Source organism: Flavobacteriaceae bacterium (assembly GCA_014075215.1).
Taxonomy (GTDB): Bacteria; Bacteroidota; Bacteroidia; order Flavobacteriales; family Flavobacteriaceae; genus Polaribacter.
Map to the genome: position 1 here is coordinate 633,943 of CP046177.1, position 13,911 is coordinate 647,853.

Below are 13,911 nucleotides of genomic sequence, written 5' to 3' on the forward strand. Positions count from 1 at the left end.
GTAAACTATGGTACGAGAATTTAGAGAACATCTTGCACGCCATTTTTCTTTTTTAAACCATAAAAAGATTTTAATTGCCATTTCCGGAGGGGTAGACAGTGTTGTTTTAACACATCTTTTTTATCAATTGGGAATTGATTTTTTTTTAGGACATTGTAATTTTAAGCTTCGGGGAAAAGAAAGCGATGAAGATGAAAAATTCATCATGGCTTTGTCAGAAAATCTGGGAAAGAAGATTTTTACCACTTCCTTTGATACGGAGCATTATGCCGGCGAACAAAAAATGTCTATTCAGGCAGCTGCCCGGGAGTTGCGTTATCACTGGTTTCATACAATTTTAAAAGCCAATCATCTGGATTATGTACTAACAGCTCATAATACAAACGATAATTTGGAAACCTTCATCATTAATTTAACCCGGGGAACCGGACTGGACGGGCTTACCGGAATCCCGCCGGTAAATGATACTGTAGTAAGACCGCTTCTGGAATTTTCAAGAACCCGCATTATGGCGTATGCCATAGCACATAACATTGTCTGGCGGGAAGATACATCGAATGCTTCTGTAAAATATACCAGGAATAAAATCCGCCACCGGATATTTCCGGTTTTAGAAGATATCAATCCGGAGATATTGGACTCTTTTAAAAATACTGTTTCTTATTTGTATGAAAGCCAACAGATTATTGCCGGTAAAATAGAAAAAGTTTCTAATCGGGTAATAGTGAAAGACCCTCAAGGAATTTTAAAGCTGAATATCTCCGAACTTAAAAAAATACCATATCTAAAAACATACCTCTACCAGGTTTTAAAAGAATATGGATTTACGGCGTGGGATGATATTTTTCAGCTTTTATCCGCTCAATCCGGGAAACAGGTATTTTCTGAAAAATACAGACTGTTAAAAGACAGAACGTATTTAATATTAGCCCCCATTCATAAAACAGTGACAGGCAAAGAGTTTCTAATTCAAAAAAACAATGACGGTGCTCATTTACCTGTTTCACTAAGTATTACGGAAAGTAAGCGAAAAAAAGTTGATGAAAGCACGACCATTTTAGTAGATAAAAACTTGTTAAATTATCCGCTGCGTGTACGAAAATGGAATCATGGAGACTATCTTTGCCCCACAGGTATGGAAGGAACCAAAAAAGTAAGCCGGTTTTTTAAAGACCGTAAATTATCATTGATAGACAAAGAAAATGTTTGGTTATTAACAGATGCCAATGACACTATTATCTGGATTATAGGGATGCGCCAGGACAGGCGATTCGGTATTTCCGAAAACACGAAAAAAATAGTAAAAATAACAACCGTATCATGAAGAAATTAATAGTACTCCTCATCTCATTTTCTACTGTTGTGCTAAACGCGCAAACGGAAACCAATCCTGTAATCTGGAAGACTAGCATAGAAAAAATCTCTGAGACCGAGTATGATTTAATTTTTAAGGCCACCATTCTAAGCCAATGGCATTTGTATTCCCAATACAACCCGGAAGATGCCTCATTACCGTTAACCATATCTCCTGCTGATGAACATCCCGAATTTACACTCATAGGAAAAGCAAGGGAAAGTAAAACATATAAAGAATACAGTGATACGTGGGAAAAAGAAGAATTGTTTTTTAAAGATACAGCTACCATTATTCAAAGAATACAACTTACAGACCCAGCTATTTCAGTCGTAAAACTCAACATTTCCGGTCAGGTGTGTAAAAAAGTATGTATCCAGGTAAATGAAGATTTTACATTCTCGTTAGATGGAAAAGCAATCCGGGATATACCGGTAAGCATCTCGGAAAAAAGTGCAAAACTATCTAACCAATTGAAACTGGATCTTAAAAACACTCAACTGTTAAAAGAAGAAGCAAATACAACGAGTAAAGATGGATTATTAAACCTATTTGTATTGGGTTTTTTGGGCGGCTTATTAGCCTTACTAACACCTTGTGTGTTTCCAATGATTCCTTTAACAGTATCTTTTTTCACCAAGCAATCCAAAAATAAAGCCAAAGGAATAAGTAATGCGATACTCTACGGATTTTTTATTACTCTTATTTATATTTTATTAAGCCTTCCTTTTCATTTTTTAGAGAACATAGACCCGCAAATTTTAAATACCATTTCTACCAATGTTTGGTTAAATATTTTCTTTTTTGCCATCCTGGTATTTTTTGCTTTCTCTTTCTTTGGCTATTATGAAATTGCCTTGCCCGGTTCCTGGGGAGATAAAATGGACTCTGCTGCCGGTATTGGAGGTATTATTGGCATCTTTTTTATGGCAATAACTTTGGCAATTGTCTCTTTTTCATGTACGGGGCCTATTTTGGGGTCATTGTTGGCAGGTTCGCTAACCTCTGACGGGGGAGCAATGCAACTTTCGGCAGGGATGACAGGTTTTGGTTTGGCACTGGCATTACCTTTTGGGTTATTTGCACTATTCCCCGGTTGGTTACATTCACTGCCAAAATCAGGCGGATGGTTAAACACGATAAAAGTAGTTTTAGGTTTTTTAGAACTGGTTTTTGCGTTTAAGTTTTTGTCTAATGCTGATTTGGTAGTACATTGGGGATTATTAAAACGTGAAGTATTTATCGGGATTTGGATTGTATTATTCATAGGACTAGCACTCTACTTATTTAAAAAAATAACATTTCCACATGATAGCCCCGATAAAAAAGTATCCTTTTCAAGAATATCTTTTGGCCTTTTAGTCATTTCTTTTATAGTGTATTTAATTCCCGGGACTTTTAAGAATCCAGCATGGGAGTTAAACCTCTTAAGCGGGTTTCCGCCTCCGCAGTTTTATAGTATCTATCAGCAAAAAAGTGAATGCCCCCTGGGTCTGAATTGTTATAAAGATTTTGACGAAGGCCTGGCCGAAGCAAAAAGAACTAACAAACCGATACTGTTGGACTTTACAGGTTGGGCCTGTGTAAACTGTAGGAGGATGGAAGAAAATGTCTGGAGCGATCCTGCCATATACAATAGTATAAACAGCGCATATATTTTAATTTCTCTTTATGTGGATGACCGAAAAGAATTACCGAAAAATGAACAATTCGATTTTTTAAGGAATAATGGTACGCTAAAGAAAATAAAAACCATTGGCGATAAATGGGCAACTTTTCAAGCCGTAAACTTTCAAACAGCCTCACAACCTTATTATGTTTTACTGAGTCCGGATCTGGAAATACTGGCACCGCCAAAACAGTATACCAATAAAAATGATTATTATAATTGGTTACAAAAAGGTATACGCAAATAGTTGGAAAACACTCCAATACATCGGAGTAAAAGCTTTGGTAGATCGACTAAAACAACCTTTACATCCGTTTTTAAGACCTGTTTTATGTTTGTTTTTGACCATTAAAAACAGATAAACAAATTTTGAAAGGAGTTACACAAATGAAACTTCTTTTTTCAAATGAGGATGTTTACTCAAAAACAGCCTATTATTATAAATGAGTTCAATACAAAAGAATATTTGTACTACTTTTGAGACAGACTGGCGTTGTCTGCCATTGAAAGAACCAAGACATATTATAATCAAAAATCGTAACTTGCAGAATGGAATTTTGGAATAGAGATACAGAAATAAAATTTTTTAGAGAAGCATTAAAAAAAATTGCTTCTCCAGAACAGTTGTTTTACAATTTACAAGATGGTTATTTTGCTTATGTCCCAAATTGCCGAAGCTGAAAAATTCCTTAACCTTTTAAATGAAACTGTTTGATGAGAAGAAACGGAACAGAGACAAGTTCTTTTGGAGCTAATGGAAGAATTAACCATAATTCTGAAAAGTTTTATGATTCTAAGTTATACAAAGAGTTAGATAACAAAAAAGTCATTGATAAAACCATTAATGAATATTCCAAAGAATTAGAGAACAGGATTATTTTTGGAACAGCAGAAAATATGTCTTCGATTCCAAATAATTCATTGCACTTGATGATTACTTCTCCACCTTACAATGTTTCAAAAGAATATGATGAAGACTTATCATTAAAAGAGTATCTCCAAATGTTAAAGAATGTGTTTGAAGAAACGTACAGAGTTCTGGTAAATGGTGGTCGTGCTTGTGTAAATGTCGCTAATCTTGGAAGGAAGCCTTACATTCCTCTGTCTGATTATATATCAAAAATGATGATTGAAATAGGGTTTAATATGCGTGGTGAGATTATTTGGAACAAGGCAGCAAGTGCAAGTCCTTCAACAGCTTGGGGGAGTTGGATGTCAGCTTCTAATCCTACGTTACGAGATATTCACGAATATATTTTAGTCTTTTCAAAGGGAGATTATAAAAGAGATAGAAAAAAGACAGAAAAAGAGTACAGAGAAAATACTATTGCACGAGATGACTTTATGAAGTGGACAAAATCAATTTGGACATTTAACGCTGAATCTGCAAGACGAATAGGACATCCAGCCCCATTCCCAATAGATTTACCATATAGATTGATTCAATTATATTCATTTACGAACGATATAATATTAGATCCTTTTATGGGAAGTGGAACTACTGCGATAGCAGCATTAAAAAGCAATAGAAAATATGTAGGATTTGACACAAACCAAGAGTATGTACATTTGGCAGAAAAAAGGATTCTACCATATAAGAATATATTACAACTTAAATAAGAAAAGAGAGAAAACGATTCGCCAACAAAGGTAGCTGTTGTTTCGTTTTAGAGGCGTGCTAGAAAACTATCTTGGAAGTTTTTAGGGATCCCTATTTTTAGAATCATAAAAACAAGGACTTCGGCTTTACTTTTCACTTTTTTTGTTTGATATTTTAATAGCTTTTTTAAGTTGTAAGCTATTGCCGCTAAGTGCATACAACAAGCACAAAGTATAAACGATAATGGCTCGTAACCTCGCCACTATGCTTATACAAACCGTTGTGTTTCATACTGAGGAAAAGTTCGTCTTAAAAAAATACTCAAAAAATAAGATTATAATTGTAATGAATTAGTTACATTTGTAATATGAGGGAAATCGATATTACAAAAGAGTGTTTAGAATTTATCGATAACCAAAGTGATAGAATTAGACTCAAGTTTTTTCAATTGATTGAAGTAATAGGAGAGATAAAAGTTATAAATTCAAATTTTCTGAAAAAACTGCAATCGACACAATTTTACGAACTGTGAATAAAAGCAGGGAATGAATATCAGATTGTAATCTTTGCTGTCGACCATCTGAATTTTGCTGAATGTACAAAAGCTGTTTGCTTATGTGGATTTCAGAAAAAGAGAACTAAAGATTATAAAAACGCAATCAAACAAGCAGAAAAAATATTATAAAATTATCTAAAAGAACAGTAGTCATGGGAAATTCAATAAATGTAAAAGAACTAATTTCCAAACGATACGGAAAAGAGGGTTCTAAAGAGCGTGAAGAATTTAGAGAAAATGCGTTTTCCTATTATTTTGGAGAAATCATTAAAAATCGAAGAAAGGAATTACAAATGAGTCAAGAGAATTTGGCAAAAAAAATAGGGAAAAAAAGACCCTATATTTCTCGAATTGAAAACGGAGAAGATATTAGATTGTCGAATTTTACTCTGCTTGCGAATGCTTTGGGGTTATCGATTCAATTAACGGTCGAATAAGAGTACAAAAACACAACAAGGTGTATAAAAAATTGCTACTTTTTTCCGGTTTGGAAAACGACGATAGCTTGGTTGTAATTAATACTATTTTAAATAACAACTCAAAAAAAGTTGATAGTCTTTATTGGCTCGAACCAAAGCAATGATTCAGTGACCAACAGTGTGTATAAAGGCTATGTTGCCCATTTGCAATCAATTTAGAGAAGAGGTACCTTTCATAGGTGGGGATAGGCTGTAGATAAAGCTTAAGTCCAAACATAAAATAAAAGTCAGTGCAAACAGAAGGGTTTGTGAGTAGAAATCTGCTACTACTCATATACGAGACCGATAAATACTATAAGGATGCAAAAAAAGACACATATTTTAGTAATTCGATTATCTGCTATGGGAGATGTTGCCATGACAGTACCTGTGTTAAGAGCACTTGTGAATCAACATCCGAATATAAAAATTACATTTGTTTCCAAGCCTTTTTTAGCTCCCTTGTTTGATACTATTCCAAATGTAACCTTTTATGATGCTGAGGTAAAGAACAGACATAAAGGCATTCTTGGATTATTTAGATTATACAAAGAATTAAAATTGCTTGATATAACATATATTGCTGATTTACACGATGTTTTAAGATCAAAAATTCTAAGAACTTATTTTAAGTTATCAGGATATAAAATAGCCGTTATTAATAAGGGCAGAGCAGAAAAAAAAGCATTAACAAGAACGGTTAATAAAGTTTTTAAACCATTAAAAACATCACATCAACGATATGCAGATGTTTTTGAAAAGTTAGGTTTTAGCGTAGACCTTTCGAATGTGATTCCCATACCAAAGCCCGAGTTATCTCAAAATATTCTCACTATTACCGGTAAGAAAAATAGAAAGTGGATTGGTATTGCTCCTTTTGCTGCTTTTAATAGCAAGAAATATCCTTTAAAATTAATGGAAGACGTTATTTTTTCATTGACATACAAAGAAGTTGATATTTTTCTTTTTGGAGGAGGAGAGAAAGAAATAGCTATTTTAAATGGTTGGGAAAGAAATTATCAAAATACTAAAAATATAGCCGGCACATTATCATTAAGAGATGAGCTTATGCTTATTGCTCATTTGGATATTATGGTTTCTATGGATTCCGGAAATGCACATTTTTCTGCAACGCAGGATGTAAAAACAATCACTATATGGGGTGTTACGCATCCTTTTGCCGGATTTGCTCCCTTTAACCAGCCCAAAGAATATGCTATCCTGCCTGATTTAAAAAAATATCCCAATATTCCGTGTTCTGTTTATGGAAATAAGGTCTGCAAAGGCTATGAAAATGTCATGGAATCTATACAACCTTCAGAAATTGTTTCAAAAATTGAGATGATTTTAAACCATTAAAAAAAGAGTTCCGTTTAATAGAAACTCTTTTCATTTGGTTGATTAACTTTTGATCGTTTTTCCAAAACCAATAAAAAATTAATTTTAAGATGGCAATGTACAAAATTTAATACGAATCATAAAATGGAATAATATCATTTCCAGGGCAAACGCATTAAACTTTTATGAATATATCAGTAAAACTAATTTTTCATTAAAGAATTGACATTTAATAATGGATTTTATTCGTAATTTTTTAAACTTACCTTTAATGATTATTCATTTTTTTGAAAATAATTACAGGTTAACTTGGATCAAAAAATCATAAAGTATTGATTAAAAACATGTTAACTTTAATGCGTTTACCCTGAGTAAATTTATAATTAAAAATCTAACTTAAATTACTGTCCGATTTTTGGGGGAATTATAGAACACGAATGCTCACATTATTTGAACTTATATGAGAAGGAGAGAAATTTGAGGAAGCTAAAGTTTCTATTCAAGGTTCACAGGTGATGAATAAAGGTGTAAGAAATAATGATCGTTTATTATTTTTTGATCAAAAGTTGGCTGATCATCTTTGGGAAAAAATTAAGGAGTTTATTCCAAACAAGATTGGGTTTTACAAAGCCATCGGATTAAATGAAATGTTTCGTGTTTATAAATATTCCAATGGGCAAAGATTTAAGATGCATAGAGATGGAAGCTATGAAAGAAACGAACAAGAATCCAGTTTTTTATCATTCCTTATTTATTTAAATGATGATTTTCAAGGAGGAGAAACTGAGTTTAGAAAAATAACAACAGTTGTCCCGAAAAAAGGAATGGCTTTGGTTTTTATGCATCATTTAAGACATGAAGGTAAAGAAGTTTTATATGGAACCAAATATGTGTACTAAGGACAGATATTATGTATCGATTAAATGCATTATGAGAACACTTGCTATAGGTAATACACGGTGGATTAAAAGCTTTGAAGCAGCTTTTACTAAGGATGGAAATAGCTTCTGATGATCATCTTATCTTCTTAGGCGATTATATAGATGGATGGAGTGAATCAGCCCAAGTAATAGATTTTCTAATAGAGCTTGATAAAACTCATAATTGTATTTTCATCAAAGGGAATCACGATATTTACTGTGAAAATTGGTTACAGAAAAATGAAACTCCAGATACATGGTTATTTCACGGAGGAACTCTCACAATAAAAAGCTATGAGAATCATTCAAAAGAGCAAAAGCAAATGCACCTTGATTTTCTAAAGAAAATGAAGTTGTATCATGTAGATGACAAAAATAGATTGTTCATTCATGCAGGTTTTTACCTCTATGCATGGTCCTTTATAAACTTGGAACTTTCTAACCTGAAACTGTATGAAATAGTTTTTATTATTTGAGACCTTTGCAAAATTGATTTGACAAAAAAGTTCGATGCCCGAAGAACATTTTCAACCGGAATAACCTGTTGGTTTTGAGGATTTAAAATTTTCGAGAAGGAAGAAATTTGAAGCCAAATCAATTTCAATACGGAATATATCACTATTTTGCAAAGGTCTCTATTTATCAAATTCAATGGCCAATAAAGCCATTTTTATTTCCGAATAGGAATAGGTATCACTTATTTTTTCTTTCAATTCAGACAAGCTTTTAACCTCTGCTTTTAAGATTTCTTTTTTTAATTTTTTATATCGCTTTTCCGGAATTAATTCCAATATATTGATGGCACCTATATGAATAAAGGCAGACAAATGGCCTTCAATAGTGCCTGCAACCAAACCTCTTTTTTTAGCAATCTCTTCCACTGAAAAACCTTCCTTAAACAACTCAAAAGAAATCTGTTTGGTTGATTTTTCAACTTCTTTTTTTGGTTCGTTTTTGGGTTGAATATCATTTTCCAAACAATAATTTTCAATGGTTTCTAAAATTTCATCCCCGTATTTTTCAATTCTGATCTTACCCATTCCCTTTATTTTTAAGAGTTGTCTTGATGTTCTTGGCAAAACATCACATAAATCATACAATGTTTGCTGAGTAAAAACCTGAAAATGAGGAATGTTTTCTGCCCGGGCAATGTCATTACGCAACTCGCGTAATTGGATTGCTAAAACAGGTTCTCTTGTAGGCGGCAGCTTTTTCTTTTTAGAAACAGGAATATCTTCTAAAACGGCATCTGCTTTCACTTTTAAATATTCCCCAACATGAAAGCCTTTTGCGAGTTTTTTTAATATGTATAATTTTACGGAAAGCATTTCTTGTAGTATTTCAAACTGCTTTTTGAAATCTTTTTTAACCGCTTTATTATCAGAAGAAAAAGTAATCTCTTCCAATGGTTTTTTAATATATGCTTCTGTCTGACTTGTAAAGTAAATAACTGCTTTTCCGAACCTATCCTGAATTTCAGGACTGTTTTCGGCTAAAATAGCCCCGTCAGATAATTTTTGAAGTTGAATTTTGAAACTGTTAGCAACTTTCATCAAAGCTATAACCCCATTGTCTTTTATAATTAGCAATTGAGCAATAATAGCACCTTGTAAACTGGTTCTGTTTTTGTAAAAAATATCCACTAGACGACTTATTGGGTATAAAAATTTCCGGTAATCAAAAATTTCCGCAATTAAATGGAGTTGATAGCTTTTTTCAGAGCTGTTCAATATAGCTTCATCAGGAATATTTTCAGTCATGCTTTTTGTAAAAGCAGCTACCGTCGTATCATTAATAACGGCTTTGTTATGAATTGGAGTTTTTAGAACAATTCCTTCCAAAGAAGTACACCTGCTTAAGGCAACATATGTTTGCCCGTGAGCAAAAGAAGCTTCTGCGTCTATGATCACCTTTTCAAAGGTCAATCCCTGGCTTTTATGAATGGTAATTGCCCAGGCCAAACGCAGCGGAATTTGAGAAAATGAGCCGGCAATTTCTTCTTTTATTTCTTTTGTTTCATCGTTTATTGAATAGTTGATATGCTCCCAAATTTCATAACCGGTTTCAATCTCGGATTCATCATTCGGGCATCTTACGGTAACACTATCGTTATTTAAAGCGGTAACAACTCCTATTTTTCCATTAAAATATCTTTTTTCGGGAGCACTGTCATTTTTAATAAACATCACTTGTGCTCCTACTTTTAATTCCAAATGCTCACTATTGGGATATGCGTTTTCAGAAAACTTACCGGTAATGGTTGCATTAAAAAAGAAGCTTTTTTTAGCTAACTTTTCCAGTTCAGAGCTGTTTATTAAATCAGCTCTTTTGTTATGTGTCGTCAGGGTTATATACCCTTCATTTTTTAAGGGCTTAAAAGCGGGATTATATCTCTCATTTAATATTTGTATCGATTTTTCACTCAGTATATTATTTCTCACTTCATTTAAAATGGAAATGAACGCTTTGTTCTCTTGCCTGTAGATATGTTTAAATTCTATACTAATTGCTTTGGCTTCCTGAAATGCTTTGCTACTAAAAAAATACATGGTTTCATAATATTGTTTTAGTAAATCCCATTCACTTGTATTCACAACAGGTGCCAATTGTTGTAAGTCTCCAATCATTAAAACTTGCACGCCGCCAAATACCTTATCCCGATCTTTGTATCTGCGTAAAACCTGATCGATTCCGTCTAGCAAATCTGCCCGTACCATACTAATTTCGTCAATAATCACTAAATCCAATGACTTGATAATATCGATCTTTGTTTTGCTGAATTTTCTTTGAGCAGTGGATGAGCTTCGAATTTGATTGGGTAAAACAGGCCCAAAAGGAATTTGGAAAAAAGAATGAATAGTCATCCCTTTGGCATTGATTGCCGCTACCCCTGTCGGAGCTACCACTACCATTCTTTTTAATGACTCATTTTTTATTTTATGAAGGAAGGTTGTTTTTCCTGTCCCGGCCTTTCCCGTAATAAAGAGATTTCTATCTGTTTTTTCAACAAATTGCAGTGCAAGCTCAAGTTCAGGATTTTGATACATTTCAATTTTTTAAGCAAGATACCAAATCAAAAGTAATTTTAGATAACATCCCAAGTATTTATTTTTCAAATAATCTTAGAAATTTCCGGGTTTGAGCATTGAGCATGCCTGAATAAGGTTTTTAATAATTAAGTTTAAACTTAATATAGGTAATCGGCTTTCCTTTTTCCAAGTATTGTTTTTCATAAAAGGTCTGGATATTTGTTACTTCTTCCGGAGAGGAGAAATTTTTATATACATCGTGATTTGCATGCAAAACTTCATGCTTTTCACCGTGTAATAAACCCAAAGTATACCCATGTATAAATTCGCTGTCTGTTTTTAGATTTATAGTTCCGTTTTCATTTAAAATATAATGGTATTTTTTTAGAAATCCGGTATGGGTCATCCTGTGCTTTGTGCGTTTATATTTTATTTGAGGGTCGGGAAAAGTAATCCAGATTTCATCAACTTCGCCTTTTCCAAAAATCAAGTCTATTAATTCTATTTGAGTTCTTACAAAAGCAACATTATGTAGCTTATTTTCCAGAGCAGTTTTTGCTCCTCTCCAAAAACGCGCTCCTTTAATGTCTATGCCGATAAAGTTTTTGCCGGGATTTTTACGGGCCAGTGCAATGGTATACTCTCCTTTACCGCAGCCCAACTCTATAACAATCGGATGTGTATTCTTAAAAAAAGAATGCCATTTGCCTTTATAAGAAAAATGAGTCAGAACCTCTTTTCTCGCAGGTTGAATGACATTGGTAAACGTTTCATTTTCTCTGAAACGTTTTAACTTGTTTTTACTTCCCAAGACGGAATTATTTCGAGAAGTCTTCAGTTCCTTCTTTTATGAAACGTCTGGATTCTTTCATCCAGTAATAAAATAAGGCCAATAATATGAATAAAAATACCCAGTTTACGATATTGTTTACCCACCAACTGAAATCACCCTTGCGAAGGAGATCAAAGGGAATAAAAAGAATTTCAGTAAATAATTCTCCTATCCATTTAAAAATATTGAACGCAATCATATCTTAGCTATATTTACATTGCAAAAATATAAAAACAATTTATGCTGACCAATTTTTTCGGAAAGTCATACTCCATCAATTTCATTGTTCTTTTTGCTTTCATACTGCTATATGCTTTGATATCTTTTCTGGGGTTTCCTTCCGAATCAAAACTTACTCTTGGTTATATAATGGAATGCGCAGGCCTGTTTGGTTTAGTATTGCTTTATTGTTTTATAATCGGGTTTATATTATCTAAAAATAAGCTAGCTATAAACAATTCCTATATATTTTTCGTATTTGTTGCTTTTTTTGGATTTTTCCCGGAAGTTTTCAGAGATCCGGATACCTTACTTTTTAATATACTTTTACTGGTTTTTTTGTATAAAATAGTGAGCTTGAGAAATCCGGCATTCTTTTATAAAAAGCTCTTTGACTGTGGGCTTTGGCTAGCGGTATTATTTATATTCAATACTTTTTCTTTAGCTTTTGGATTCCTCATTTTTTTATTGGTTTATATATCTCAAAAATTAGATTATCGCACGGTATTGATCCCTGTGCTTGGTTTTAGCGCTCCGCTTTTTATCTTATTCGCATATTATTTTTGGGGTGATAAGTTAGAGGATTTCTACTCCTTTTTTAACTGGAATTTCTCATACGATTACGAAATATATTTTTTAGGGCCATATGCAAAACCCATATGGATTGTCAGTTTTTTTTCTGTTATCGCGTTTCTGTTTAAAGCACCCAAAGCATTTTTTGTTAGCGGGAATTACAGAAAATACTGGATTGCTGTTATTTTTACTTTAGTACTTTCAATAGCTTATGTTTTATTAAAAAACCCTAAAAACGGCTCTGAATTATTAATTGTTTTTTTTCCGACTTCTATGATGATTGGTAATTGGATAGGGTCAGTTAGTAATAAAATAATTAAAGAAATAATTCTTTTTCTTTTCCTTTTATTACCAGGATTTTTATTTATTTTTAATATCAAAGGCTAGATAGCATTCACAAAGCACACAGGGAAGTTGTACCGATTTGATGTAATTGTGTTATATTTGCCTCAACGTCACGGTGGACAGTGAAACAGGGTGACGACTCGTATAGTTTCATACGCCAGGGCATTATATGCTAAACCACTATATTTATAAAAATAAGAATACCTTTAAGTGGGTGAGTTTTGTTCACGGTGCGGGAGGAAGCAGTTCCATATGGTTTCGTCAAATACGCTCTTTTAAAAAAGAATTTAATGTATTGATGTTAGATCTTCGAGGCCATGGCAATCATAAAACCGTATCAAACACCTCGAATAATAAATATACTTTTGATGCTATTACTAAAGATATTAGCGATTTGTTGGATTATTTACAGATAAAGAAATCTCATTTTGTTGGAATTTCTTTGGGAACCATTCTGATAAGAAATTTAGCCGGAAAAAGGCCTGATTTGGTCGAAAGTATGGTAATGGGAGGTGCTATTATGAAATTAAATCTGCGTTCTCAAGTTCTGATGCAATTGGGGAATGCCTGTAAATCTGTTGTTCCTTATATGTATCTATATAGGTTTTTTGCGTTTATTATCCTGCCTAAGAAAAATCACAAAGAGTCCAGAGTTATCTTTGTTAACGAAGCTAAAAAATTGCATCGAAAAGAGTTTATCAGATGGTTTACACTGTCTTCGGAAATTAACCCTTTGCTACGCTTTTTCAGACTGAAAGATATCCGGATCCCTACTTTGTATATCATGGGTTCGGAAGATCATTTGTTTTTACCTTCTGTAAAACGAATTGCAAGTATGCATACAAAAGCCACATTGCATATTATTAAAAATTGCGGGCATGTTGTAAATGTTGAAAAACCTGATGAATTTAATACCACAACAATTCATTTTTTAACCCAGATAGTGCATTAGAACTTCGTAATGAAGGTTGAAATCATGATAATACAAAGTTAAAATAATATAACTCCAGTCGTGTAC

Annotated in this window: 10 protein-coding genes and 3 pseudogenes; 10 read left to right on the forward strand and 3 right to left on the reverse strand. The window is 33.1% G+C overall.

The genetic code is table 11. From position 1 onward, the window contains the following. The first annotated feature begins 7 nt into the window (after positions 1-7). The 8 genes and pseudogenes from tilS (at position 8) to GKR88_03230 (ending at position 8,371) form a co-directional block, all read left to right on the forward strand. Positions 8-1,324: a tRNA lysidine(34) synthetase TilS gene (gene tilS, locus GKR88_03195; GenBank protein QMU63378.1), complete on the forward strand. Its 1,317-nt coding sequence runs from the start codon at positions 8-10 to the stop codon at positions 1,322-1,324. Continuing rightward, positions 1,321-3,270 (forward strand): DUF255 domain-containing protein, encoded by a 1,950-nt coding sequence (locus GKR88_03200; GenBank protein ID QMU63379.1) that lies wholly within the window; start codon positions 1,321-1,323, stop codon positions 3,268-3,270. Before tilS ends, GKR88_03200 begins: the two co-directional genes overlap by 4 nt. A 467-nt stretch (positions 3,271-3,737) precedes the next feature. Continuing rightward, positions 3,738-4,643, forward strand: coding sequence for a site-specific DNA-methyltransferase (locus GKR88_03205; GenBank protein ID QMU66629.1), 906 nt, complete (start codon positions 3,738-3,740; stop codon positions 4,641-4,643). A 347-nt stretch (positions 4,644-4,990) separates the two neighbouring features. Then, positions 4,991-5,308: pseudogene (locus tag GKR88_03210) on the forward strand (hypothetical protein). A 23-nt stretch (positions 5,309-5,331) separates the two neighbouring features. Then, positions 5,332-5,616 (forward strand): helix-turn-helix domain-containing protein, encoded by a 285-nt coding sequence (locus GKR88_03215; GenBank protein QMU63380.1) that lies wholly within the window; start codon positions 5,332-5,334, stop codon positions 5,614-5,616. Between the two features lie 384 nt (positions 5,617-6,000). Continuing rightward, positions 6,001-6,996 (forward strand): ADP-heptose--LPS heptosyltransferase RfaF, encoded by a 996-nt coding sequence (locus tag GKR88_03220; GenBank protein QMU66630.1) that lies wholly within the window; start codon positions 6,001-6,003, stop codon positions 6,994-6,996. A gap of 494 nt (positions 6,997-7,490) precedes the next feature. Beyond that, positions 7,491-7,909: pseudogene (locus GKR88_03225) on the forward strand (oxidoreductase, 2OG-Fe(II) oxygenase). Continuing rightward, positions 7,903-8,371 (forward strand): annotated as a pseudogene (locus tag GKR88_03230) (hypothetical protein). Before GKR88_03225 ends, GKR88_03230 begins: the two co-directional pseudogenes overlap by 7 nt. A 159-nt stretch (positions 8,372-8,530) precedes the next feature. Here GKR88_03230 and GKR88_03235 read toward each other — a convergent pair. The 3 genes from GKR88_03235 to GKR88_03245 form a co-directional block, all read right to left on the reverse strand. Further along, the gene (locus GKR88_03235) at positions 8,531-10,942 is read right to left on the reverse strand and encodes an AAA family ATPase (protein ID QMU63381.1); all 2,412 of its coding nucleotides are present in this window, start codon (positions 10,940-10,942) and stop codon (positions 8,531-8,533) included. A 121-nt stretch (positions 10,943-11,063) separates the two neighbouring features. Beyond that, positions 11,064-11,735 (reverse strand): tRNA (guanosine(46)-N7)-methyltransferase TrmB, encoded by a 672-nt coding sequence (gene trmB / locus GKR88_03240; protein QMU63382.1) that lies wholly within the window; start codon positions 11,733-11,735, stop codon positions 11,064-11,066. A gap of 7 nt (positions 11,736-11,742) precedes the next feature. Beyond that, positions 11,743-11,955, reverse strand: a complete 213-nt coding sequence (locus GKR88_03245) for a hypothetical protein (protein QMU63383.1) — start codon at positions 11,953-11,955, stop codon at positions 11,743-11,745. Positions 11,956-11,996: 41 nt separating this feature from the next. Between GKR88_03245 and GKR88_03250 the strand changes: the two genes are divergently transcribed. Together GKR88_03250 and GKR88_03255 are read left to right on the forward strand one after the other, a co-directional pair. Beyond that, positions 11,997-12,935: a hypothetical protein gene (locus tag GKR88_03250; protein QMU63384.1), complete on the forward strand. Its 939-nt coding sequence runs from the start codon at positions 11,997-11,999 to the stop codon at positions 12,933-12,935. Positions 12,936-13,062: 127 nt separating this feature from the next. After that, complete coding sequence (locus GKR88_03255; GenBank protein QMU63385.1) at positions 13,063-13,845, forward strand: alpha/beta fold hydrolase; 783 nt, start codon at positions 13,063-13,065, stop codon at positions 13,843-13,845. The last annotated feature ends 66 nt before the right edge of the window (positions 13,846-13,911 follow it).

What these genes read in the sequence shown, in the direction of transcription:
- GKR88_03245 (QMU63383.1), bottom strand. Translation starts at nt 11,955, where the DNA reads ATGATTGCGTTCAATATTTTTAAATGGATAGGAGAATTATTTACTGAA.
- GKR88_03215 (QMU63380.1), top strand. Translation starts at nt 5,332, where the DNA reads ATGGGAAATTCAATAAATGTAAAAGAACTAATTTCCAAACGATACGGA.
- GKR88_03205 (QMU66629.1), top strand. Translation starts at nt 3,738, where the DNA reads ATGAGAAGAAACGGAACAGAGACAAGTTCTTTTGGAGCTAATGGAAGA.
- GKR88_03250 (QMU63384.1), top strand. Translation starts at nt 11,997, where the DNA reads ATGCTGACCAATTTTTTCGGAAAGTCATACTCCATCAATTTCATTGTT.
- GKR88_03220 (QMU66630.1), top strand. Translation starts at nt 6,001, where the DNA reads ATGGGAGATGTTGCCATGACAGTACCTGTGTTAAGAGCACTTGTGAAT.
- GKR88_03235 (QMU63381.1), bottom strand. Translation starts at nt 10,942, where the DNA reads ATGTATCAAAATCCTGAACTTGAGCTTGCACTGCAATTTGTTGAAAAA.
- GKR88_03200 (QMU63379.1), top strand. Translation starts at nt 1,321, where the DNA reads ATGAAGAAATTAATAGTACTCCTCATCTCATTTTCTACTGTTGTGCTA.
- tilS (QMU63378.1), top strand. Translation starts at nt 8, where the DNA reads ATGGTACGAGAATTTAGAGAACATCTTGCACGCCATTTTTCTTTTTTA.
- GKR88_03255 (QMU63385.1), top strand. Translation starts at nt 13,063, where the DNA reads ATGCTAAACCACTATATTTATAAAAATAAGAATACCTTTAAGTGGGTG.